The 20769-nt window shown below is 45.6% G+C and carries 20 protein-coding genes; 14 read left to right on the forward strand and 6 right to left on the reverse strand.

The annotated features are described in order from the left end of the window. Positions 1–15: 15 nt before the first annotated feature. A complete protein-coding gene (locus VPR01S_RS10305; protein WP_021705265.1) occupies positions 16–453 on the reverse strand; it encodes a DUF3069 domain-containing protein in 438 nt (145 codons plus the stop codon). Positions 454–704: 251 nt separating this feature from the next. Here VPR01S_RS10305 and VPR01S_RS10310 point away from each other — a divergent pair, with 251 nt between their 5' ends. Both VPR01S_RS10310 and VPR01S_RS10315 read left to right on the forward strand, forming a co-directional pair. Continuing rightward, a complete protein-coding gene (locus tag VPR01S_RS10310; RefSeq protein ID WP_040902560.1) occupies positions 705–1676 on the forward strand; it encodes a GGDEF domain-containing response regulator in 972 nt (323 codons plus the stop codon). Between the two features lie 30 nt (positions 1677–1706). Continuing rightward, on the forward strand, positions 1707–2705 hold the full coding sequence (locus VPR01S_RS10315) for a Solitary outer membrane autotransporter beta-barrel domain (RefSeq protein ID WP_021705267.1): 999 nt from the start codon (positions 1707–1709) through the stop codon (positions 2703–2705). Here VPR01S_RS10315 and VPR01S_RS10320 read toward each other — a convergent pair. Beyond that, a complete protein-coding gene (locus tag VPR01S_RS10320) occupies positions 2702–3940 on the reverse strand; it encodes a GGDEF domain-containing protein (protein WP_021705268.1) in 1239 nt (412 codons plus the stop codon). The genes VPR01S_RS10315 and VPR01S_RS10320 overlap by 4 nt on opposite strands. Positions 3941–4101: 161 nt before the next feature. Here VPR01S_RS10320 and VPR01S_RS10325 point away from each other — a divergent pair, with 161 nt between their 5' ends. The 10 genes from VPR01S_RS10325 to VPR01S_RS10365 all read left to right on the forward strand — a co-directional run bounded on the left by VPR01S_RS10325 (position 4102) and on the right by VPR01S_RS10365 (position 14279). After that, positions 4102–4467: a late competence development ComFB family protein gene (locus tag VPR01S_RS10325; protein ID WP_021705269.1), complete on the forward strand. Its 366-nt coding sequence runs from the start codon at positions 4102–4104 to the stop codon at positions 4465–4467. 10 nt (positions 4468–4477) lie between these two features. Beyond that, a complete protein-coding gene (locus VPR01S_RS10330; RefSeq protein ID WP_021705270.1) occupies positions 4478–4753 on the forward strand; it encodes an HlyU family transcriptional regulator in 276 nt (91 codons plus the stop codon). Between the two features lie 299 nt (positions 4754–5052). Next, positions 5053–6603: a Re/Si-specific NAD(P)(+) transhydrogenase subunit alpha gene (locus tag VPR01S_RS10335; protein ID WP_021705271.1), complete on the forward strand. Its 1551-nt coding sequence runs from the start codon at positions 5053–5055 to the stop codon at positions 6601–6603. Positions 6604–6617: 14 nt separating this feature from the next. After that, the gene (gene pntB, locus VPR01S_RS10340) at positions 6618–8012 is read left to right on the forward strand and encodes a Re/Si-specific NAD(P)(+) transhydrogenase subunit beta (RefSeq protein ID WP_021705272.1); all 1395 of its coding nucleotides are present in this window, start codon (positions 6618–6620) and stop codon (positions 8010–8012) included. A 201-nt stretch (positions 8013–8213) separates the two neighbouring features. Then, complete coding sequence (vxrA, locus tag VPR01S_RS10345; protein WP_052035748.1) at positions 8214–9617, forward strand: sensor histidine kinase VxrA; 1404 nt, start codon at positions 8214–8216, stop codon at positions 9615–9617. Further along, positions 9592–10251 carry a response regulator transcription factor VxrB gene (gene vxrB / locus VPR01S_RS10350; protein ID WP_021705274.1) on the forward strand — a complete coding sequence of 220 codons (660 nt, stop codon included), beginning with the start codon at positions 9592–9594 and terminating at the stop codon, positions 10249–10251. The genes vxrA and vxrB overlap by 26 nt, the downstream gene beginning before the upstream one ends. Positions 10252–10254: 3 nt before the next feature. After that, a complete protein-coding gene (locus VPR01S_RS10355; RefSeq protein ID WP_021705275.1) occupies positions 10255–11136 on the forward strand; it encodes a DUF2861 family protein in 882 nt (293 codons plus the stop codon). A gap of 61 nt (positions 11137–11197) precedes the next feature. Beyond that, complete coding sequence (locus VPR01S_RS10360) at positions 11198–12337, forward strand: conjugal transfer protein TraF (RefSeq protein WP_021705276.1); 1140 nt, start codon at positions 11198–11200, stop codon at positions 12335–12337. A gap of 61 nt (positions 12338–12398) precedes the next feature. Further along, a complete protein-coding gene (locus VPR01S_RS22245) occupies positions 12399–12548 on the forward strand; it encodes a YoaH family protein (RefSeq protein WP_021705277.1) in 150 nt (49 codons plus the stop codon). A gap of 1308 nt (positions 12549–13856) precedes the next feature. Next, the gene (locus tag VPR01S_RS10365; protein ID WP_021705278.1) at positions 13857–14279 is read left to right on the forward strand and encodes a DUF7282 domain-containing protein; all 423 of its coding nucleotides are present in this window, start codon (positions 13857–13859) and stop codon (positions 14277–14279) included. 49 nt (positions 14280–14328) lie between these two features. On the opposite strand, the gene yciH is transcribed toward VPR01S_RS10365, so the two are convergent. Then, on the reverse strand, positions 14329–14640 hold the full coding sequence (gene yciH, locus VPR01S_RS10370) for a stress response translation initiation inhibitor YciH (protein ID WP_021705279.1): 312 nt from the start codon (positions 14638–14640) through the stop codon (positions 14329–14331). Between the two features lie 4 nt (positions 14641–14644). Continuing rightward, positions 14645–15022 carry a DUF3319 domain-containing protein gene (locus tag VPR01S_RS10375; protein ID WP_021705280.1) on the reverse strand — a complete coding sequence of 126 codons (378 nt, stop codon included), beginning with the start codon at positions 15020–15022 and terminating at the stop codon, positions 14645–14647. A 100-nt stretch (positions 15023–15122) separates the two neighbouring features. Here VPR01S_RS10375 and VPR01S_RS10380 point away from each other — a divergent pair, with 100 nt between their 5' ends. Further along, positions 15123–16079, forward strand: coding sequence for a site-specific integrase (locus VPR01S_RS10380; RefSeq protein ID WP_021705281.1), 957 nt, complete (start codon positions 15123–15125; stop codon positions 16077–16079). Position 16080: 1 nt separating this feature from the next. Here the strand turns inward: VPR01S_RS10380 and VPR01S_RS10385 are convergent, their stop codons facing one another. Beyond that, entirely contained in the window at positions 16081–17079 is a 999-nt protein-coding gene (locus VPR01S_RS10385; protein ID WP_021705282.1) for a D-alanine--D-alanine ligase, read from the reverse strand. Between the two features lie 161 nt (positions 17080–17240). After that, positions 17241–17810: an SPOR domain-containing protein gene (locus tag VPR01S_RS10390; RefSeq protein ID WP_021705283.1), complete on the reverse strand. Its 570-nt coding sequence runs from the start codon at positions 17808–17810 to the stop codon at positions 17241–17243. Positions 17811–18028: 218 nt separating this feature from the next. Between VPR01S_RS10390 and VPR01S_RS10395 the strand changes: the two genes are divergently transcribed. Next, a complete protein-coding gene (locus VPR01S_RS10395; RefSeq protein WP_021705284.1) occupies positions 18029–20719 on the forward strand; it encodes a bifunctional acetate--CoA ligase family protein/GNAT family N-acetyltransferase in 2691 nt (896 codons plus the stop codon). Positions 20720–20769: the final 50 nt, after the last annotated feature.

Here is a 20769-nt window from a genome sequence, read left to right on the forward strand (position 1 = left end):
GCTTGATTTTTGATTTTATTTGACGAATACGTCTTTGAAGTCTTTCTTCAGAATAGGATCACGGCGAGCTTTCTTGATTTGTTTCACCATATCCTTCACACAGTTGTGCAGCACTTCATCCAGCAGTTCTGCGCGGTACTGTTCTTTCTGCTCTTCCGTCATCTCTTTCGGCAGGTTAAGCGTTGGGAACTCTTCCATCACGTTAACGCCAGCAAAAGCCTGACTCACAGAAATCAGAGAGTGAAATTGCTCGAAGTTGTCGAGCACATTCTGTGCGCTGGCAGGCAGTGAGTCCCAAGCTTCGCGTACGGCTTCTTCTGACACTTCGTGAATAGAGGAAACCATGAAGTGCATCGCTTCAGGCACCTGATCAAATTCGATTACCTGACGTAGTTCAGGAGAAATCGTTTCCAGATCGACAGTTTGTTGTTCGGTTTGGTTGGTGTCAGACATTGACATATTCTCGTATCGAAAAAGGGCGATCCTAAAAACTCACAGCGAAAAGTCAATACTCAAACTCATCTTAGCGCGTGATATCAACAGATAAATGCTGAAAATCAAACAACTTTAAGTGACTTTGCCGGGGTTTGCTCCTTTACTGCTTGGTGCTTAGATAATTTAAAAGCAAGTTATTGATAATACACGGTGCAACAAAGAGGCTGCTGTGCTATATCTAAATATATCCAATTATTTCTGGTACTTACATGAGTGAAACGGGTTCATCAATGCGTATTCTACTGGTTGACGATGTTCAGCTGGACAGAATGCAGCTTGCGATTCGCTTGAAACAGCTTGGTCATACTGTCGAAGCTGTCTCCAGTGGTCGTGCTGCCTTGGCGCTATACAGTGACTTTGACCCTGAGCTTGTGCTACTTGATATTTCGATGCCGGAAATGGACGGTTTCGAGCTCTCTCACGAGATCAGACGATTGTACCCGGAGTGGGTGCCGATCATTTTCCTCAGTGGTCATGATGAACCGAGTATGATCGCGAAAGCCATTGATGCCGGGGGAGACGATTACCTTATTAAGCCGGTCGATAAAATCGTACTGAACTCTAAGCTACGTGCCATGCAGCGGATAGCCTTCATGCGTCGTGAGTTGAAAAAGACTTCGGCAAAACTTGAAGAGTTAAATCACGTCTTACAACAGCAGGTTAACGAAGACGGGCTGACTAAAGTGTTCAACCGCCGGTTTATTGATGACAAATTGCAGGAGTTGATCGCCTGGCATGGACGGCAGGAGTTGCCACTTGGCATGCTTTTGTTTGATGTCGATAATTTCAAAGCATTTAATGACAATTACGGCCACCTTGAAGGAGACCGATGCTTAATTCGACTTGCTCAGGAAACGTCTAAACTATTTAGCCGCAGCGGTGAGTTTGTAGGTCGATATGGCGGTGAGGAGTTTGTTGTTTTACTGGCGAATACGTCATTGGAGCAGGCGAGCCAGGCAGCGCAACGCATCATGGACCGGTTTAAAGACGTCGCGTATCCGCATGACTACAATCATGGCACACCTTACGTGACGGTGTCACTTGGCGTGTTGAGTATTTTGCCCAAAGGGCGTGAATCTAATGAAGATATTTACGGCGCCGCCGATGATGCACTGTATCAAGCGAAAAGTAACGGGCGAAACTGCTTTGTAGTCGTGTCTGATTTGGAAAGAACTGGATAGTCTTCTCTAAGACTTGCTGTACAGGAAACGATGAAACGGACCTTCTTAACTTATCGAGTAGCGCTGTTTTTTAGCGTGCTTACCGCTTCACAACAGATCTCAGCGAATCAGTTGGATGACGCGATAATCAAATCGTTTGAACATCGATTTGCCTCAGTTGTCGTGCTGACTGATACCGATGTCATTAAATTCGGGGTGAACGACTTTAATCCTAATCGGGCATTAAATCTCGACAACGAAAATCTGGGCTCGGATGATGCTGTCGAGCGACGGAAACAAAATTCGGTTGTGGCCATCCCGCTCACGTTTGAGTTTGATGAGCCCGACTCAGACAACCAACATCGTATTTATCTCCGCCTGTCGGGCATTTTCACTGATTCGGATACCCAGTTACTTCAGGGCGACGTGCCAGAAGACAACTTAAAAGAGACGATCATTTCTGGTTTTGCGGCCTATCGCTATCGTATGAACCTGACTGAAAACTGGCGACTCATCCCGGGTATAGGCACTCATCTGATTCATTATAAAAATGACTTTACTGCCAATAGCTTAGAATCACAGGAATTGATAGATGTTTTTCTGAAAGACCGCTTAGTCGATGTGTCTGCCTGGTCCAACATTTATGAACCCACGCTAAAATTCGAGTATCACGACGAGCCGGAGTGGGGTAAATGGAAAGTTGTCTCATCATGGCACTATTTTTATGGTTATGGCTGGGGTGATGCCAATAGTGGCAATGTGGGTAACCCGGAAGGCTGGTATGTTTCTAACGGAGCAGAACTGTTTTACAACATCACGCAGTGGGGAAACTCGTTGCAGTCTTTATATGCCAGTATCAGTCGAATTGACTTGGGTGGAGACACGCCGAGTGAGTTTGGCACAGACTACTACTACGAGACGTCCATCGGCTGGCTCATGACGCCGCCATTCGAAGCAGACTGGATCGATAATATCGGCATCGGTATCAATGTTAACTACGGGTCCGATTACAAGGGCGGTAGTATCGTGTTGTTTTTTAATCAAGATTAAGCCTTAGCTTTCTCAATCCGATTGCGACCTTTCTCTTTTGCTTTGTACAACGCGTTATCGGCGCGTTTCATGACTTCTTCGGCTTTGCGGCTTGTTTTGCTATCGGCATAACCAATACTGATGGTCACGCTCACCGATTCACGTTTTTTCGCTTTGCCACGCTGCCGCAAGCCTTGTTTATCGTTCTTCGGCCGACTGTCGTCGCGAAGGTACATTTCGTAGCCCTCGATAGATTGCCTCAATGTTTCGAGATGCGAGGTGGCTTCATCGGCATTTTTACCTTTGAATAATACGGTGAACTCTTCGCCCCCGTAACGGTAGACACGCGCCCGGCCGCCCACTTTGGTGAGCTTAGAAGCAACCAGCTTTAAAACGTCGTCGCCAGTATCATGACCATAGGTATCATTGAATGATTTAAAGTGGTCAATATCCACCATGGCGACAGTAAAGTGTCGGCCAAGGTGGCGTAAATCAGCGTCTAATGCCAATCGTCCTGGTATACCAGTCAGCCGGTCATTGAAGGCCAGCTCGTAGCTTGCTGAGAGCAGATAAATGAGCAACAAGATACCGGCGACTGAAAACATCGTGCTGGAGACGTAGTGAACGTGAAAAAAGATGAACGTGATGCTGGTTAACGACACAACTGAGTAGACGGAAACATCAACAATCCGATTATTACGCAATACAAGAATGGCACTGATCCCAACCAGAGCAGCCAGGTAGAGCACTAAAATCAAAGGAAGGCGCGATATCTGTGGCACATAGTAAAGAAATGCATTGCTGAACGTGCTGAAGCCTCCGTCGTTGTAGTGAGCCACAATGAGGTATGCCCAAAAGACGAACATCAGCAGAACCAGTATATAAACACCAAATGTACGACTATTGATGCCCGTATCACTCATTGGATAAACCAAAAAACTGGCGACGGGCAGTAAAAAGGCTAATAAAGAGAGTTCTAACAGCGTTGAGCCCGTGGTGAGAGGGCTTTGAAGTCTGACCTGGATCACCCAATAAGATAAAATAAGCGCAGCAGAAATCATAGAGATTCGACTTTGCTTAAAAAAGTGGCCTAAGGTAAAAACTGATCCCAGAATAATGTAGGGAAGATGTGACGCGAATCCTATATTAGCTTGTGTCACCGTGATGACATTGCTCATACCTGTCCATAGCAGCGTAACCAGCAATAGCGGAAACGCTAAACGAAACCAGTTCGTAGTGACTATGGAGTACGACATAAAACGAAAAACTCGGCCCGATGAATATAACAATTTCGAAAATTGAGTATAAGAATACTTCTATTTATTGAATTGCCAAGCTTTTTACTAAACTATCAGAGTAAAAGTTGGTCTATGTTTATAAATTAACCTGTTTAATCCTGTTGCGAAGGAATGACGTTATGCAAATTAGTGTGGATGTTCATAACTATATGGAGACGCTGGTCGGCCAGGTTCTGACCCGGGAAGCTTACGCCAACCACTTTACTCATGATCAGCTCGCTGACCTTGCATGCCTGGCGCTTAGTCAGCTTCGTCCGGTCTATATTCGGTACGATATTGATTTTTTGTCAGCCTTGCCTGAGCATAAAATGTTGTCACTTCAAAAGGCGGCGGAAGATGCAGTATTCGCTGCCGAGTCAATGATCATTGACGATCGACGTCAGAATCGCGACGAACACATTCCGTTTATTCGTTCGTCAAATAAGGGTGAAAGCGATACGCTGGAGTGGTACGAGAAACCAATCATTAATATTAAACGTTCTTAAGGAGTAGTGAGTGGGTCTATTTTCACGCCTGTTTTGTGGCAGTCAACCAAAAGAACCAAAACAGGTAGAGCCAGTAGAATACAAAGGTTTTCTGATTTATCAGGAAGCGATAGCAGAAGGCGGTCAATATCGGATTGCCGGTCGGATAACCAAAGAAATCGATGGTGAAGTAAAAACACATCGCTTTATTCGTTCTGATGTCCTAGCCTCAGAAAGCGATGCTAATGAATTCATGCTGAAAAAGGCGCAAATGTTTATCGATCAAATGGGCGATAACATTTTCTAATTTATCAAATTTCTCTTTGATTCCAATCAGTATTTTATGAGCCATAAGTCGATATTCTTATGGCTCGTTTTATATGTAATACGATTGTAATCTACTGTTTAATTTGAACTTTTTTGTTACTGGTTTGACCTCTGCTGAGTCAAGAATACGTTGTTTTCTTACAATCTTGTCAGCAAGATGATTCATTACATACGGTTATAACTCATGATATTTTGTATTTTTGTTACAAAGTACTTGCAGTTCATTTTTTGGTCCGATAAAAACGGATAAGTCATTCTGCCAATAGTCAAGGAATCGCTATGCAAATTGGTGTGCCAAAAGAAATACTCGCGGGTGAAACGCGAGTAGCTGCCTCGCCGAAATCGGTAGAGCAGCTAATAAAACTGGGATTTGATGTCTCTGTCGAAACGCAAGCGGGGGTGCTGGCTAGTTTCGATGATGCTGCATTTGAGGCGGCGGGGGCAAACGTTGTTTCCAAACAAGACGTTTGGTCTTCAGATGTCATTCTAAAAGTGAATGCGCCACTCTATGAGGGCGAAGTTGATGAAATTGCGTTGTTAAAAGAGGGCGCAACGTTAGTCAGTTTTATTTGGCCTGCACAAAATCCTGAATTAATGGAAAAACTGTCAGGCAAAAACATCAATGTAATGGCCATGGATGCCGTCCCTCGTATTTCACGAGCTCAGGCGCTTGATGCCTTGTCTTCAATGGCGAATATCGCAGGTTATCGTGCCGTCGTCGAAGCTGCACATGAATTCGGGCGATTCTTTACTGGGCAAATAACTGCAGCGGGTAAAGTGCCTCCTGCTAAAGTCCTGGTCGCTGGGGCTGGTGTTGCCGGCTTGGCGGCGATTGGCGCGGCAGGCAGTCTGGGGGCTATCGTGCGCGCATTTGACGTTCGCCCGGAAGTGAAAGAACAAGTCGAATCGATGGGGGCTGAGTTCCTGACTGTCGATTTTCAGGAAACGGCTGGCTCTGGCGACGGCTATGCGAAAGAGATGTCCGATGATTTCAATAAGAAAGCGGCTGAGCTTTACGCTGCGCAAGCAAAAGACGTCGACATCATTATCACCACGGCTTTGATCCCTGGCAAGCCTGCGCCGAAGCTGATCAGCAAAGAAATGGTCGACAGCATGAAAGCGGGCAGTGTGATTGTCGATCTTGCAGCCGCTAATGGCGGTAACTGTGAATACACCCAGGCCGATAAAGTTATCACGACGGACAACGGCGTTAAAGTTGTTGGTTATACCGATATGGTTGGCCGATTGCCAACGCAATCATCGCAACTTTACGCTACCAACCTGGTAAACCTACTGAAACTGCTTTGCAAAGAAAAAGATGGCACTGTCAATATCGATTTTGATGATGTGGTGATTCGTGGTGTTACGGTAGTGAAAGAAGGGGAAGTTACTTGGCCAGCGCCACCGATTCAGGTTTCTGTACAGCCTCAGACAAAAGCTGTGGAATCTGCCAAGAAAGATGAGAAACCACAAGAGCCAGCGTCACCAGTGAAAAAACTGGCGGGTGTCGCCATCGGTGTGGCTGCCTTTGCCTGGGTGGCATCGGTCGCACCCGCAGCATTTTTGTCTCACTTTACGGTATTCGTTCTGGCTTGTGTAGTCGGTTATTACGTTGTCTGGAATGTCACGCATTCCCTGCACACCCCGTTGATGTCGGTGACCAATGCGATTTCAGGCATTATCGTCGTTGGTGCTTTACTGCAAATTGGGCAGGGGAACGGTTTAGTGACCTTCATTTCATTTATCGCTGTTCTCATTGCGAGCATTAATATCTTTGGTGGCTTTACCGTGACCAAACGTATGCTCGAAATGTTCCGTAAAGACCGTTAAATAGGGAGTAACATATGTCTGCAGGATTAGTACAGGCGGCTTATATCGTTGCTGCTCTGTTTTTCATATTGAGTTTGGCTGGTTTGTCGAAGCAAGAGTCAGCAAAACGCGGTAATTATTACGGCATCGCAGGGATGACGATCGCTTTGATCGCGACGATCTTCAGCCCAGGGGCACAAGGCCTAGCCTGGATCATCTTAGCAATGGTGATCGGTGGCGGGATCGGTATTCATTTCGCTAAGAAAGTCGAAATGACAGAGATGCCAGAGCTGGTGGCAATTCTTCACAGCTTTGTTGGTATGGCCGCCGTATTAGTGGGCTACAACAGCTATCTTGAGCCACCAGCGCCAGTATCGACAGACCTGGCCGGTATACACGCAGAACACGTCATTCACATGGTGGAGGTGTTTCTGGGCGTCTTTATCGGTGCCGTCACATTTACCGGTTCGGTGGTCGCATTTGGTAAATTACGCGGGATCATTTCATCTTCACCGCTAAACTTGCCGCACAAACATAAAATGAATTTGGCGGCCGTTGTAATTTCTACGCTCCTGATGATCTATTTTGTCAAAGCGGAAGGCAGTATGTTTGCTTTAATCGTTATGACGTTGATTTCGTTTGCTTTTGGTTACCACCTGGTGGCGTCCATCGGTGGGGCGGATATGCCAGTCGTCGTTTCGATGCTGAACTCCTACTCTGGCTGGGCAGCCGCCGCAGCCGGTTTCATGTTGGCGAACGATCTACTGATTGTAACGGGAGCATTAGTGGGTTCTTCAGGTGCCATTCTGTCATACATTATGTGCCGGGCGATGAACCGTTCATTTATTAGCGTAATTGCCGGCGGTTTTGGTCAGGAAGTGGTGGTTTCCAGCGATGTGGATCATGGCGAGCACCGCGAAATTACTGCGGAAGATGTCGCTGATATGCTGAAAGGCTCTAAGTCAGTGATCATCACTCCGGGGTATGGCATGGCGGTTGCTCAGGCTCAATACCCAGTACATGAGATCACGGAGAAGCTTCGTGCACAAGGCGTAAACGTTCGTTTCGGGATTCACCCTGTAGCAGGGCGCTTACCTGGTCACATGAACGTGCTGCTAGCCGAAGCGAAAGTCCCGTATGATATTGTTCTGGAAATGGACGAAATCAACGACGACTTTGGTGATACCGATACAGTTCTGGTCATTGGTGCAAATGATACGGTCAACCCAGCCGCTCAGGAAGATCCAACCAGCCCGATTGCCGGTATGCCTGTCCTCGAAGTTTGGAACGCGCAGAACGTCATTGTGTTCAAACGTTCAATGAATACTGGTTATGCTGGGGTACAAAACCCGTTGTTCTTTAAGGACAATACCCATATGTTGTTTGGCGATGCCAAAGACAGTGTAGACGCCATATCGAAAGCGCTATAAACTGAAGTTAACGCTTAAAGAAGCCAGCAATTTTGCTGGCTTCTTGTTTTTTAAAGAACACATTATTGACATCAATATTACATTTCACATGTATTCTTGGTACATAATGCCTTATAGTTATCGTAACGTACTGAATTTGAACAAATACCCTTGATTAAAGCAGCATCTAAATTCATATTCACGCTATTTGCGTTTGCCTCTATGCAGGTGAGTGCCGATTCGCTGCCTGAGCGTATTGACAAGTTCGTCGATCTCTTTGATACCTCTTCAGCCACCGTCTCTTATGATATCCGGGTGATTCAGACAGAATATCCAACCCGATTGATCACTCCCGAGTCGATGCTGCCTCAGACATCCCAATATCCGTTGAAAGATATTCAGCAACTTTACCAGTTGGCTAAGACCTGTACTGGCAAGTTACCGTTAAGCCCGCTAATTACCGAACCTTTGGTGTTCACCCGCGCGATTTGTAAAGGCACAAAGTTAAGTACACGTTGGTTCGCACGCAGCGGGCTTGTCCATCCGGGGGGAGGCTCTTATGCAGCTCGCTATGTGGAGAAATACCCGGACAAGCAGGATGAACTCCAGCAATACATGCAAATCTCAGAACGCCCACTTGCCGACAACGATACGTTGCTTGGGCGTTTACAGCGCATGGATGAAGATGCGATCACGGCTCTGATTTCCGGTGCGAGCATGTTTATGGAACGTGGCGAGTTTTGGTTGAGGCAAGGGGATCGTTATTATATTTTTCCTGAAGATGTCTGGAAGGCGAATATAAGCCAGGCCGGATTAAGCTTTTCTTTATCGAACCAATCGACCAGTTGTTTTGTCCAACGAGGTAACCTGTGTTGGAATGTCGAAGATCACGCCAACATTTTGCGCATCAGTATGGTCATATTGGTGATCGCCAACATTTTGTTGGTGTTGGGTTGGTCGGTTTATCGATGGAATACAAAACGCAAGGAAATGAAGAGTCGCATGTTGATTCTTCAAATCCTGACACACGAACTGAGAACACCTATTGCCAGCTTGTCACTGACTGTGGAAGGGTTCCGGCGTGAATTTGAGCGACTGCCTGAAACGGTATACGATGAGTTTCGGCGACTTTGCGAAGACTCGCGTCGTTTGCGGCAACTCGCTGAGGCGAGTAAGGACTATTTGCAATCAGACAGTAAACCTTTAGCGACCGAATGGGTGCCATCGATAGAAGAGTGGTTATCATTTAAAATTGAAGAAGAGTTTGAAGGTGACATTAAGCTGACCATAAACAAAGATGTCGCTGCTAAGCTTAATGTTTACTGGCTGGGTACATGTATTGATAACCTGATTCGTAATGCGGTTAAGTATGGTGTTCCACCTATTACTTTGGATGTGGCGACAACAGACAACGGCATTACCGTAAAAGTTATTGACCAAGGCGAACTCACTCACAAGGACTGGCGTCAGTTGAAAAAGCCATTTGTGAGCAAGGCCGGGCTTGGTTTAGGATTAACTATCGTAGAGTCGATGGTCGGCAGAATGGGCGGAAAGATGACCCTAGCCGGACCACCAACCACTTTTATATTGGAGATACCTTGTGAAACAGACGTTGCTTCTCGTTGAAGACGATAAAAACCTAGCTGATGGCCTTTTGGTTAGTTTAGAGCAAGCGGGATATGAATGTTTCCACTCTGAAACTATCGCGGGCGTTGCGCAGCATTGGGATAAAGCCGATCTGGTTATCCTGGACCGCCAGCTTCCTGATGGCGATTCAGTTCAGCATCTTCCTGAATGGAAAAAGATTAAAGACGTTCCTGTCATCCTGCTGACGGCGCTGGTCACTGTAAAAGACAAAGTGACAGGTTTGGATGCCGGAGCCAATGATTATCTGACGAAGCCGTTTGCCGAAGCCGAGCTTTTTGCTCGTATTCGTGCTCAGTTACGTCTACCGGAATCAGATGCACAAGACGACTCAAAAGTGAAAACCGAACACTTGGTGATCGACAAAGCCACTCGCGAAGTGTTTTACAAAGAGGAGTCTGTCACACTGACTCGTACTGAGTTTGACTTGCTGCTTTTCCTTGCCAGTAACCTTGGTCGCGTGTTCACTCGTGATGAATTGTTGGATCACGTATGGGGCTACAACCATTTCCCGACAACTCGCACCGTAGATACGCACGTACTTCAGTTACGCCAAAAATTACCAGGGTTAGAAATTGAAACCCTGCGTGGTGTTGGTTACAAGATGAAAGCGTAATCAATGCGAGGTTCTTACTGGCTGATTGGCGCGCTGGTATGCGCGCCTTTTCAAACCCAAGCAGTCGATTGGTTTCAAAAAAACACACCATTGACTCAGGCCCATCAGCACCTGCTCGACAATGACTTACCTTCGATGTTCTCATCGTTGGTTGAAGTGTGGCAACAAGAAACGAATCCATCAATTGAGCCTCACCTAAATGACTTAATTGTCCAGTCATTTGATGTCGATTGTGGCAAAAGCCTAGAAAACAAGCCGTTACCAGACTGGATAAAATCGGTTTTAGTCAGAAGAACCGATATCCAAAGCCCCGGCCGAGATGCCTACCGAGCCAGTGTAGAAATCCGCACCAACAAAGAGTTGGCAGACATAACACTGAAAAAGTGGGTCGATAAATCGATGTCTGCCGACGATGAAATGACCATCAGTGACGCTGGGCCCTCGGCGAACAGTGACGAAAAAGTTTATATGAAACGCTACAACCTAAACAGTCGTGTTTCGATGGGGCTTTATCGAATTGATGTGACCGCCAAAGACCAAACGTCGTGGAGCTCTTGGCTGATTCTCGGCGACCCAAAAGCCAAATACACCGTACGTTGGGCCTCGAAAGATCAGTGGCGAGTTGAGAAAAACGCTTTGCTGAATAAGTACTGTCCGCTGCCGAAACTCAATGTTGCGTTTTACGACTACGTTGATGGTTCATACAACCAGGTATGGTCTAAGACGTACGAATCCGATTATCCGACATCACTGGAATTGGTCAACGTTCCTCCGGCGCGTTATGTGTTAGCGATTTCTATGACACATCAACGCTGGCAAGGTCCAATAATTGTGGAACAAACCCAAATTATTAGTAAGACCTATGATGTTTCAGTAGAGGAATAACTAAAGTTAATAGAGAATAGGTCGTTATAACCCATACGGAAGTGGACACTATATAACGACTATGAAAACCTCTATAAAACTTTTAACTTGCTCGATTCTCCTTGCTACCGGTTCTGCATCTGCAGCCAACTACGCTATCGAAGCCCGTGGTGAAGCCATGGGTGGTGTCGGTGTTGTGTCAGCAAACTTTTTAACTGCGCCTTTCTACAACCCTGCGTTAACTGCCATCTATCGACGTAACGACGATGTTGGTATGTTGATCCCAAGCGTAGGCTTAACCTATAACGATGAAGATGGCATGGTCGATGAACTCGATCGCGTGTCCGATCTTATCGACAGTCAGGATCCGAACCGAATTCCTGAACTGGAACAGTCACTTGATAACCTTACAAGTACTGAAGTCAAAGCTGACTTAGGTGGCGCTGTCGCGTTTGCGATTCCGAACAAATTTGTGGCCGCAAACGTGTTTGGCAAACTTTACACGGAATCGTACGCGACTCCGCAAATCTCTGATGATGCCGATATCGAAACACGCGCTCGCAACTCGACGGTTAACGCCGTTTCGATTGGCGTAGCGGAGGCCGGTATCTCATTGGCAAAATATCAGACATTCTTAGAGCAGCACATTGCTTTTGGTGTAACACCGAAACTTCAGCGTATCTACACCTACGTTTATGAAGCCAGCTTAGATGATTACGATATCAAAGACATCCGAGACAACGACAAAGCGGAAACCATGTTCAACATGGATGCGGGTGCACTTTGGTTTTACGGCCCATTTCGAATTGGCTTTGCTGCCACTAACCTGGTCAGCCGAGACATCGAAACGAAAACCATTGCTTCACGTAATGGCGGAACGTTGAAATACGAATACCAGATGAAACCGCAGTACACCGTTGGTGCCGGTATCGTCGCAGACTACTTTACACTGAGTGTCGATTACGATCTGAATGAAGAAGAACGCTATAAAGATTTTGATGACAATACCCAGTGGATTAGGGTAGGTGGAGAAATCGATGTCCTGCGTCAATTGCAACTGCGTGCGGGTTATAAGAAAAACTTAGCGTACAGTGACCAAGATGGAACGGTAACAGCCGGTATTGGTCTTTCACCACTCAACTTATTCCAAATGGATATCGGTGCCAGTTACACTAACGAAGATGCGATGGGGGTATACCTCAACTTCCTGGGTAGCTACTAATAGTGGAAGAACAACGTATTTACGTTTATAGTCAGGCTCCTTTTCCACAGGAGCCTTTTTTATGTTTAACGATATTCCGACACTGTCCCACCAAGAGCAACAAGAAGCTGTAGAGCGAATCCAACAGCTAATGGCAACGGGTATAAGCACTGGTGAAGCCATCAAAATTGTGGCTGAACAAATCAGACAAGAGCAGAAAGACAAAGAATAGGGCGGTTAACCGTCCTTTTTTGTCTCTAATGCAATATAACTAAATTTAGTGTCTCTAAATTCCTTATTTAGTTGAGTTATCGCCTAAGTAAATCTTCACTTCAAAAATAGTTGAATGCTTTGTAAGTCACCATGTAAGACTTACAAAACCATGGAAATCCAAATATACTCTTTATAAACAACAAGATAACGCAATATAATTACCTGGAAAGATCTGGATTGAAGGTGTAGATGTAACTTAATTACACAATCCTCAAGGTAAGACAATTAACCTAGTGATTTATCCTGCCAGCTTACGTTGTCACTCATCATCAATAAAACCAGTCATTTTAAAAGTGGTGAGTACTCGCATATATCATGTCGTCACTAAACGTTGTGACGATGTCACGACGTTGGTTTGGTTAACCACATTCAAGAAAGGGAAAACGATGGAAACGTCAGTTACAGGATTGCGACGTTATAGTCTCAAAAATGAAATATACATGTGGTTGCATTTGGAGGTTTAGGTTACAGTAAGCGTGTTCTTTGTTTCATGGACATTATCTTCTTACTGTGTCGTATCGGCGTCACTTTTAGCCACTGGAAGGAGTGGCTTTTTTTTAGCTGTAGGAATTTAGTAACAGTTTACTCTGTATCTCTTAGACGCAATGATAAGAGCCCATCAAATGATGGATGTCTAACGCGCGTGCACGTCATCAAATGACAAGGTGTTTGTTCCGGAATTCTCTTTGTCAGAATGCGTAACAACGTAATCCACAAAATGCGCCTTGATGTTACTTCGGTTCGCAGCTTTCTAAGCAATACGACCGTTGGTTTTAAAGTACTGGATTCTAAAGTCACTAAAATTTTAAGGTAACTTAAGTTAGGGAATCCGAATCCCATTTAAATGTCCTGAACTTAAAAACGATTAATGTCTCGGCCACTCATGAGAATTAGCACCGGTGAGGCCCTCAAAGATCAACATGCTCATTAAGCAGAAGAGGACATTTTAAAAGGATATTACTAAATTGCACACACAGCTTAAATGCGTATTATCTATCTTATGTTAAATTAACTATGAGTTAGCTTGGATTCTGATTCGTTTTGCTCCCCTTACTAACTTTAAGGTGGCTCAGATTAAACATAACTGTATTTACCATAAAATAGCTAATAAACAGTTTGTTAATCTGCGATTCTCAACTGTTTATTACGCGAATAAGAAAATAGTTTAATATCGGATGAACTTTTCACCTTGTGTGTCGTAAGCTTTATAACGGCTAACCAGTCGTTCAGCAGTACGGTTATTCAAACCTATATACAAGGAAAGATTATGAATATTCATTTTAAGAACTCTCTTAAAAAGTTAGGATTCCTCGCCCTGCTACTCGGCGCGTCGGCAACGGTCAGCGCAGCACAGGATGTTAAGGGTACAAATCAGGATGTGTCTGGCGGAACCGTTACCGCTGACATGATTCATGCTGATGCAAACGGCTGGCTTGTGGTTCATCGTACTGACAGCGCTATGAAGCCTGGCCCAGTCGTGGGTTATGCCCCGCTCAAAATGGGTGAAAATAAAGACGTTTCAGCGATACTGACCGAGCCTGTAGAACCTGGTGATATGTTGATGCTGATGCTGCACGGCGAGCAAGGTGGTATGAAAACTGGAGTATTTGAGTACACATTGGGGGCTAAAGAAGATGGTCCGGTTCGTGTAGATGGCAAGCTGGTCATGGCGGTGATCACCGCTGAATAATTCATAATAAAAAGAGCGCATCACGCGCTCTTTTTCATGGCTTTGAGGGTTAACCTCCGGCCAACTTAACCGTAAAGCCTTTCTTCTCGAGTACCGCTTTAATTTTATCACGGGCGTCGCCCTGGATTTCAATCGTGCCGTCTTTCACTGAACCACCACAACCACACACTTTCTTCAGTTCAGCGGCGAGCAATTTAAGTGGAGCATCATCCATATCCAAACCTGAAACGATACAAACGCCTTTTCCTTTTCTACCTTTTGTTTGACGCTGGATCCGTACGATACCATCGCCTTTAGGTCGCTCTGCTTTTTGCTCTTCTGGCTTAATTCGGCCGACTTCAGTGGAATATACAAGAGTCATAAGATTACTTCTTCTGTTGCATCTGGGCTTTTTGCTTAGCCACTAAGTATGCCTCGATATGCTTTTGAATAGCAATCTTTGAACCCTTGATCAACCTACCATTGAACATGCAATACCAAGTATTTGGTTCTCCTGTATCGTTTTTAAGCACAAAACCATGGAAATCTTCTGATGAAGGCTTCCCGCTTTCGGTTTTTTTTCGTCCCACGGAGCTGAACTCTTTAGGATCGATAATGGTCGCTGTATCACAAAACCAATCGATACTCTTTTTTACAGCAGCAAGGTTACCAGATAACACATGGTTCTTAATTTGGACTTGCCAAATATCCATTGTGCCACCGGCTGATTTGAGGTTAAAACCTCTATAATTAGCTACAGCCATATAGAATCTTATCTGTCCAGTTGTTCTATTAAATAATAATTGTAAATCTATGGTTATCAAGTATATTTAGTTCCAAGACTCATAGTTATATTGCGTCAGAATGAAAAAAAATCTACCCGAGATCACAGATTCCGAAGAATTAACCTGTTGGTTAATAAAATTTAATAGTGGGATCACGCTTCAAGATTTGGATGAGCTTACCTATCATCAATATGCGCGAAACTCGCTGATGGCGATGACCAAAGATTGGAACCTCTTTAGTGAGTTTTGTCGTTCAAAACGAGTCAAATCACTGCCCAGCTCGACAACAGCTGTTCGTTTGTTTCTGGAAAAAGAAGCCAGAATAAGAAAATACGCCACCCTTAAACGTTACACCGTCACCATAAGTGTTATTCATCGCATATTGGTTCAGAAAGATCCGACGTCAAGCTCGGTGGTGAAATCGGCATTGTCAGGTCTGCGTTTAACCAAACATGGTGATGCGACTCAGGCTGCCGCTTTTAACGCCAAACATATGGGGGCGTTGGACAATGCTTTATCACGCTCAAAGTCTATTCGGGATCTACGTAACCTCGCGCTCTGTTATGTGATGTTCGAATGTGCATTGAAACGCAATGAAGTCAGGAATCTTAATCTGGAGCAATTTTCCGATACCGAAATGGGCATGACACTCTCTATCGGAGACAAAACGTATCGTTTAAGTGCTCCCGCTAGGGACAGCATGACTAAATGGTTTACCGCACTTCCCTATTCCACCGGACCAGCATTCCGAGCCATCGATCGACATGGCAATATATCATTGAGCCTGATGGACGACTCATCCCTTTACCGTGTTGTGCGTTCGGTAAGTAACATTATTGGCGTTTCGATTCAATTTTCAGGTCAGTCGATGCGGGTAGGCGCGGCAAAAGAGTTGGCTAAGAGAGGATTGAAAGTCAGAGAGATTCAAGAATTTGGTCGATGGCTCAGCCCTGCAATGCCTTATCAGTATACTGGTAACAAAGCGGCTGCAGAGGCTGAGAAGATGGCTTACTTATCGTTTAAACCACTCGAGTGAATCAACGTTTAACGGATTCATAAACGCAACTGGCCAAAAACTCATGGAACTGATGGCCATTGTGCTGCAGCATTTTAGGAAACATTGAAATTGGCGTCATTCCCGGGAATGTATTTACCTCATTCAAGTAGATATCACCGTCTGGGGTTAAAAAGAAATCGATGCGAGATAAATGGCGCAACTTCATATGTGTAAACACTTTTAGCGCACTTTCCCGGATGATACGTTGCTGCTCATCCGTCAGATCTTTCGCTTCAACTTCAGTGACTGAATGGCTGTCTGTACTGTACTTCTCTTCATAGGTGTAAAACACGTCCTCAGGAGCGATGATTTCTCCTGGTTTCGTGACAAAGAGTTCGCCGTCAATTTGATAAGCTGCCACTTCCAGTTCTCTTGGCTTGACTGCTTTTTCAACCAGAACCTGATCGGAGTATCCAAATGCATCATTGATGGCAGTTTGAAGATCCGTTTTATTTGTGACCTTGTAACAACCGACGGATGAACCTTGTCTCGCTGCTTTAACAAACACCTGTCCCCAAGTATCAAACGCTTCTGAGCTTCGAGCATAAGCCTGTTCATTATTGTCGGTCAGGAACAAATACGGGGTATTGGGAATCCCTAAGGCGTCGTACCAGAGCTTCGAGGTGATTTTGTTGAAGCTGTTGGTGCTGGCTTCCGGGCCACAACCCAAATAAGGAATGCCGGCCAGCTCGAGCATCGACTGGATATCACCGGTTTCCCCTGGAAAACCGTGAATGCAAGGAACAACAAACTCGACCTGCTTGGAGAAGGAGTCCGTGTTGATTGTACCTGTATTGGTATCCAGGTAAGCCAGCTCGCCATCGGCACAGTACCAACCGTCGTGCTTCATTTCGATTCGAATGACATCAAAGCCAGGAGTCATACTCAACTGAGCTTGTACGAAGTCTGCAGAAACGAGTGACACTTCGTGCTCGGATGAGCCACCGCCACATAATAAAAGAATAGTCGTATTAGCCATTTAAAATCTTTCCGTGATACAACCGATTAAGTGGGAACCATAATAATCAATTCAGTCACAACTTACACCGGTCGTACTGTATTTGGTTTAATGTTTCAGCCTGTTCGCCTAATTGTTAAACATAAAAAAGGGGCTTTCGCCCCTTTCCTGTCAACTTTCAGTTAGTTTAGCTTATTCAACGTTGGAAACTCAGAGTTTTTGATTTTATCGATGCTTTTCACAAATGGCTTCAGGTTCCGGAAGTTGGCTGGCAGGTTGGCAATCGCAGCTTGCGCTTCTGCATGAGTCGCGTAATCACCAAACAAAACGGTATACCACTTTGTTCCGTTTACCACTTTATAGTTTTCCCAGATAGGTTGGCCATTAGCTGGTAGTTGGCGAGCGAACGAATCCACTTTATTCTGTGAACCGACAGCGGCTACTTGAATGGTGTAACCATAACGAGAACTCATGGCTTTTTGCTTAGCGGATGGCGGTTTCAAAGCGACAGTCGTACTACTTTTTGCGACTGGTTGTGGCTTCGTCATCGGTTTTTGCGGTGCGGGTTTGGCTTTTACGACGTTGTTTTCAGTGATCCCATTAACCGTACCGTCCTTTGTCACTACTGGCTGCTCAACTTTAGCGGTAGTGTAGTCCTCTCGGTAGCTCTCTGAGGTGACGTCAGTAATATACGTATCTGAGGCACAAGCGGCCAAACCCAAAGACAAGCTAACAATTGCTAATTTTTTCATGAAATCTCGAACGCCTATAATAGAAACTAATGTAAATCATGCCGTTAGAGCTGCGTAGAATCAACCCGAATCATCAAAATATCTAAGCATACCTGTGACTTTGAACACAAAGTGACACGCAAAAGATGCGCATTCGATCACAGTGATATTAAAAGGCGCAGCTTGCTGCCTTGGCTTTGGTTAATCTATGGTCATAAATGGGCCATTACTGGTGAATTATGAACACACTCGCTGCGTTGCTCAAACCCCGCTCAGTTGCTGTAATAGGCGCGTCCATTAACAGTGAACGGGCAGGAAACATTGTGATGAAAAACTTACTCCAGGGTGGTTTTGAAGGCGCAATCATGCCTGTTACTCCTAAGTACCCTTCTGTGTGTGGTGTGCTTGCCTACAAGAGTGTGAATCAACTTCCTATGGTGCCGGACATTGCCGTTTTATGTACGCATGCATCGCGGAATCTCGACATCTTTCGTCAGTTGGCAGACAAAGGTGTGAAATCGGCTGTGGTATTGTCGTCCGACATGCACGTGATTGATGCAAGCGGTCTTTCTATACAAGAGCAGTGTTTACGCGTTGCCAAACAAGCTGGGATAAGGGTTCTTGGCCCCAACAGTCTTGGATTGATTCTCCCCTGGTTGAACTTCAACGCGTCGTTTTCTCCGGTGACAGCCAGTAAAGGCAATATCGCGTTTATCTCTCAATCAGCAGCGGTGTGTACCACCATACTCGATTGGGCGAATGATAAAGATATTGGATTCTCGGCTTTTATTTCCCTTGGCAATGCAGCAGATATCGACTTTTCAGATCTTTTAGATTGCCTCAGCACAGACAGTCACACTGACGCTATCCTTCTGTATGTGGATACCATTCAGGATGCTCGCCGATTTATGTCTGCAGCGCGTGCCGCTTCACGTAACCGTCGTATCCTGGTTTTAAAAGGCGGTCGGACGAAAGCGGGTCGAGAGGCAGCTCAGGCTCATACTGGCGGCGCCGACACCATGGACATCATTTATGATGCAGCAATCCGCCGAACCGGGATGCTGCGGGTAAAGAATACGCACGAATTGTTTGCCGCTGTTGAGACCTTAACTCATGCCGTCCCTCTACGTGGTGAGCGGTTAGCGATTATCACTAACGGTGGCGGTCCGGCGATCATGGCCGTCGACACTTTGCTGGAACGTGGCGGCAAGCTGGCCGATTTGGATCCTCCTCTTTATGACCAGCTCAGTCATGTGCTGCCACAAAGTTGGTCACATCGAAATCCGATCGACATGGTTGGTGATGCAGGCCAACAGCGTTATGTGAAAACCATCAATGCGGTTTTAGACAGCGATTGTGCGGATGCCCTGCTTATTATGCACAGCCCCTCGGCTATTGCTCATTCCGAGCACACCGCACTGGCAGTCGTCGATGCGATCAAATCACACCCACGGCATAAACGTTTCAATATTCTCACTAACTGGTCAGGAGAGTTGACCGCAAAGCCGGCCAGGCAAATTTTCACTCAAGCCGGGATACCAACCTATCGGACTCCAGAAAGCGCGGTGACCGCTTTCATGCACTTAGTCGAGTATCGGCGTAACCAGAAGCAACTGATGGAAACGCCAACAACTGCCGAACCTGTTCATGTTGCAGAATTGAATACCGCCAAAAAGTGGATAGAAGAAAGATTACTGGATAAAAGCACAGTATCCATGGACACTCATCAGATTGGTAAGTTTTTAGCGTGTTTCGATTTTAACGTGCTCCCCACCTGGTTAGCCTCGGATACCAGCGAAGCGGTGCACATCGCCGAACAAATCGGATACCCAGTAGCCGTGAAACTGCGCTCGCCAGATATTGCTCATAAATCTGACGTTCAGGGCGTCATGCTGAACCTTCGTAACAGTCAGGAAGTGGCCAGCGCCGCCCAAGCGATACTAGATAGAACGCAACTTTCCTACCCATCAGCCAATATTCACGGCTTGTTAGTGCAAGGCATGGCAAAACTAGCAGGAGGGGAAGAGATTCGAATCAAAGTGAAAACCGACGAAACATTTGGCCCCGTGATCTTGCTTGGCCAAGGTGGATCCGAGTGGGATGAGGCACTTGATGCAGAGGCGGCACTCCCCCCATTAAATATGACGCTGGCTCGCTATCTTATTGTGCGCGCAATTAAACGTGGCAAAATCCGACTGCAAAAGCTGCCTGAACCAATGAATATCACTGGTCTATCAGAGTTTTTGGTCAGAATTTCGCAAATGGTAGTAGATTGCCCGGAAGTTCATGAGCTGGATATACATCCAGTTCTGGCTAATGGAAATGATTTCATCATTCTGGACGCCGATCTTGTTCTGCAACGCTATCAAGGTGATGCGCAAACAAAACTCGCTATACGCCCCTATCCCGTTGAATTTGAAGAACACGTGACATTGCGAGACGGCGACACAATATTAATTCGTCCGATCCTTCCGGAAGATGAACCGGATCATGCAGCGTTTATTCATCGGGTGTCGAAAGAGGATTTATATAAGCGCTTTTTTTCCGATGTGGGCGAATTTAATCACGAAGCATTAGCGAATTTGACTCAAATCGATTATGACCGGGAAATGGCCTTTGTCGCTGTCGAGCATGATATCGAAGGGCACCCTTCGATTCTCGGCGTCTCCAGAGCACTGATTAATCCTGAGAATACCGATGCTGAATTCGCGATATTGATTCGTTCCGATCTAAAAGGTAAAGGTCTCGGTAAGATACTGATGCGCAAGATCATTGATTACTGTCAGAAAAAAGGTACCAAACAAATGTCGGGGATGACCATGCCATCGAACCGAGGCATGTTGATGTTGGCGCAGAAGATGGGATTTGCGCTGGACGTGCACTTTGAGGATGGTACCGCCGATATGGTCTTGCCGTTAAATGCTGAATAGAAAATTTAGGAAAGTCACCACCCCACTGTCGTTTTGACGCTGGGGTGGGT

Origin of the sequence: Vibrio proteolyticus NBRC 13287, assembly GCF_000467125.1 — a bacterium.
GTDB lineage: Bacteria > Pseudomonadota > Gammaproteobacteria > Enterobacterales > Vibrionaceae > Vibrio > Vibrio proteolyticus.

What these genes read in the sequence shown, in the direction of transcription:
- pntB (WP_021705272.1), top strand. Translation starts at nt 6,618, where the DNA reads ATGTCTGCAGGATTAGTACAGGCGGCTTATATCGTTGCTGCTCTGTTT.
- VPR01S_RS10305 (WP_021705265.1), bottom strand. Translation starts at nt 453, where the DNA reads ATGTCTGACACCAACCAAACCGAACAACAAACTGTCGATCTGGAAACG.
- VPR01S_RS22245 (WP_021705277.1), top strand. Translation starts at nt 12,399, where the DNA reads ATGTTTAACGATATTCCGACACTGTCCCACCAAGAGCAACAAGAAGCT.
- VPR01S_RS10360 (WP_021705276.1), top strand. Translation starts at nt 11,198, where the DNA reads ATGAAAACCTCTATAAAACTTTTAACTTGCTCGATTCTCCTTGCTACC.
- VPR01S_RS10395 (WP_021705284.1), top strand. Translation starts at nt 18,029, where the DNA reads ATGAACACACTCGCTGCGTTGCTCAAACCCCGCTCAGTTGCTGTAATA.
- VPR01S_RS10310 (WP_040902560.1), top strand. Translation starts at nt 705, where the DNA reads ATGAGTGAAACGGGTTCATCAATGCGTATTCTACTGGTTGACGATGTT.
- VPR01S_RS10385 (WP_021705282.1), bottom strand. Translation starts at nt 17,079, where the DNA reads ATGGCTAATACGACTATTCTTTTATTATGTGGCGGTGGCTCATCCGAG.
- VPR01S_RS10365 (WP_021705278.1), top strand. Translation starts at nt 13,857, where the DNA reads ATGAATATTCATTTTAAGAACTCTCTTAAAAAGTTAGGATTCCTCGCC.
- VPR01S_RS10380 (WP_021705281.1), top strand. Translation starts at nt 15,123, where the DNA reads ATGAAAAAAAATCTACCCGAGATCACAGATTCCGAAGAATTAACCTGT.
- yciH (WP_021705279.1), bottom strand. Translation starts at nt 14,640, where the DNA reads ATGACTCTTGTATATTCCACTGAAGTCGGCCGAATTAAGCCAGAAGAG.
- VPR01S_RS10390 (WP_021705283.1), bottom strand. Translation starts at nt 17,810, where the DNA reads ATGAAAAAATTAGCAATTGTTAGCTTGTCTTTGGGTTTGGCCGCTTGT.
- VPR01S_RS10375 (WP_021705280.1), bottom strand. Translation starts at nt 15,022, where the DNA reads ATGGCTGTAGCTAATTATAGAGGTTTTAACCTCAAATCAGCCGGTGGC.
- VPR01S_RS10320 (WP_021705268.1), bottom strand. Translation starts at nt 3,940, where the DNA reads ATGTCGTACTCCATAGTCACTACGAACTGGTTTCGTTTAGCGTTTCCG.
- VPR01S_RS10315 (WP_021705267.1), top strand. Translation starts at nt 1,707, where the DNA reads ATGAAACGGACCTTCTTAACTTATCGAGTAGCGCTGTTTTTTAGCGTG.
- VPR01S_RS10335 (WP_021705271.1), top strand. Translation starts at nt 5,053, where the DNA reads ATGCAAATTGGTGTGCCAAAAGAAATACTCGCGGGTGAAACGCGAGTA.
- VPR01S_RS10355 (WP_021705275.1), top strand. Translation starts at nt 10,255, where the DNA reads ATGCGAGGTTCTTACTGGCTGATTGGCGCGCTGGTATGCGCGCCTTTT.
- VPR01S_RS10325 (WP_021705269.1), top strand. Translation starts at nt 4,102, where the DNA reads ATGCAAATTAGTGTGGATGTTCATAACTATATGGAGACGCTGGTCGGC.
- vxrA (WP_052035748.1), top strand. Translation starts at nt 8,214, where the DNA reads ATGCAGGTGAGTGCCGATTCGCTGCCTGAGCGTATTGACAAGTTCGTC.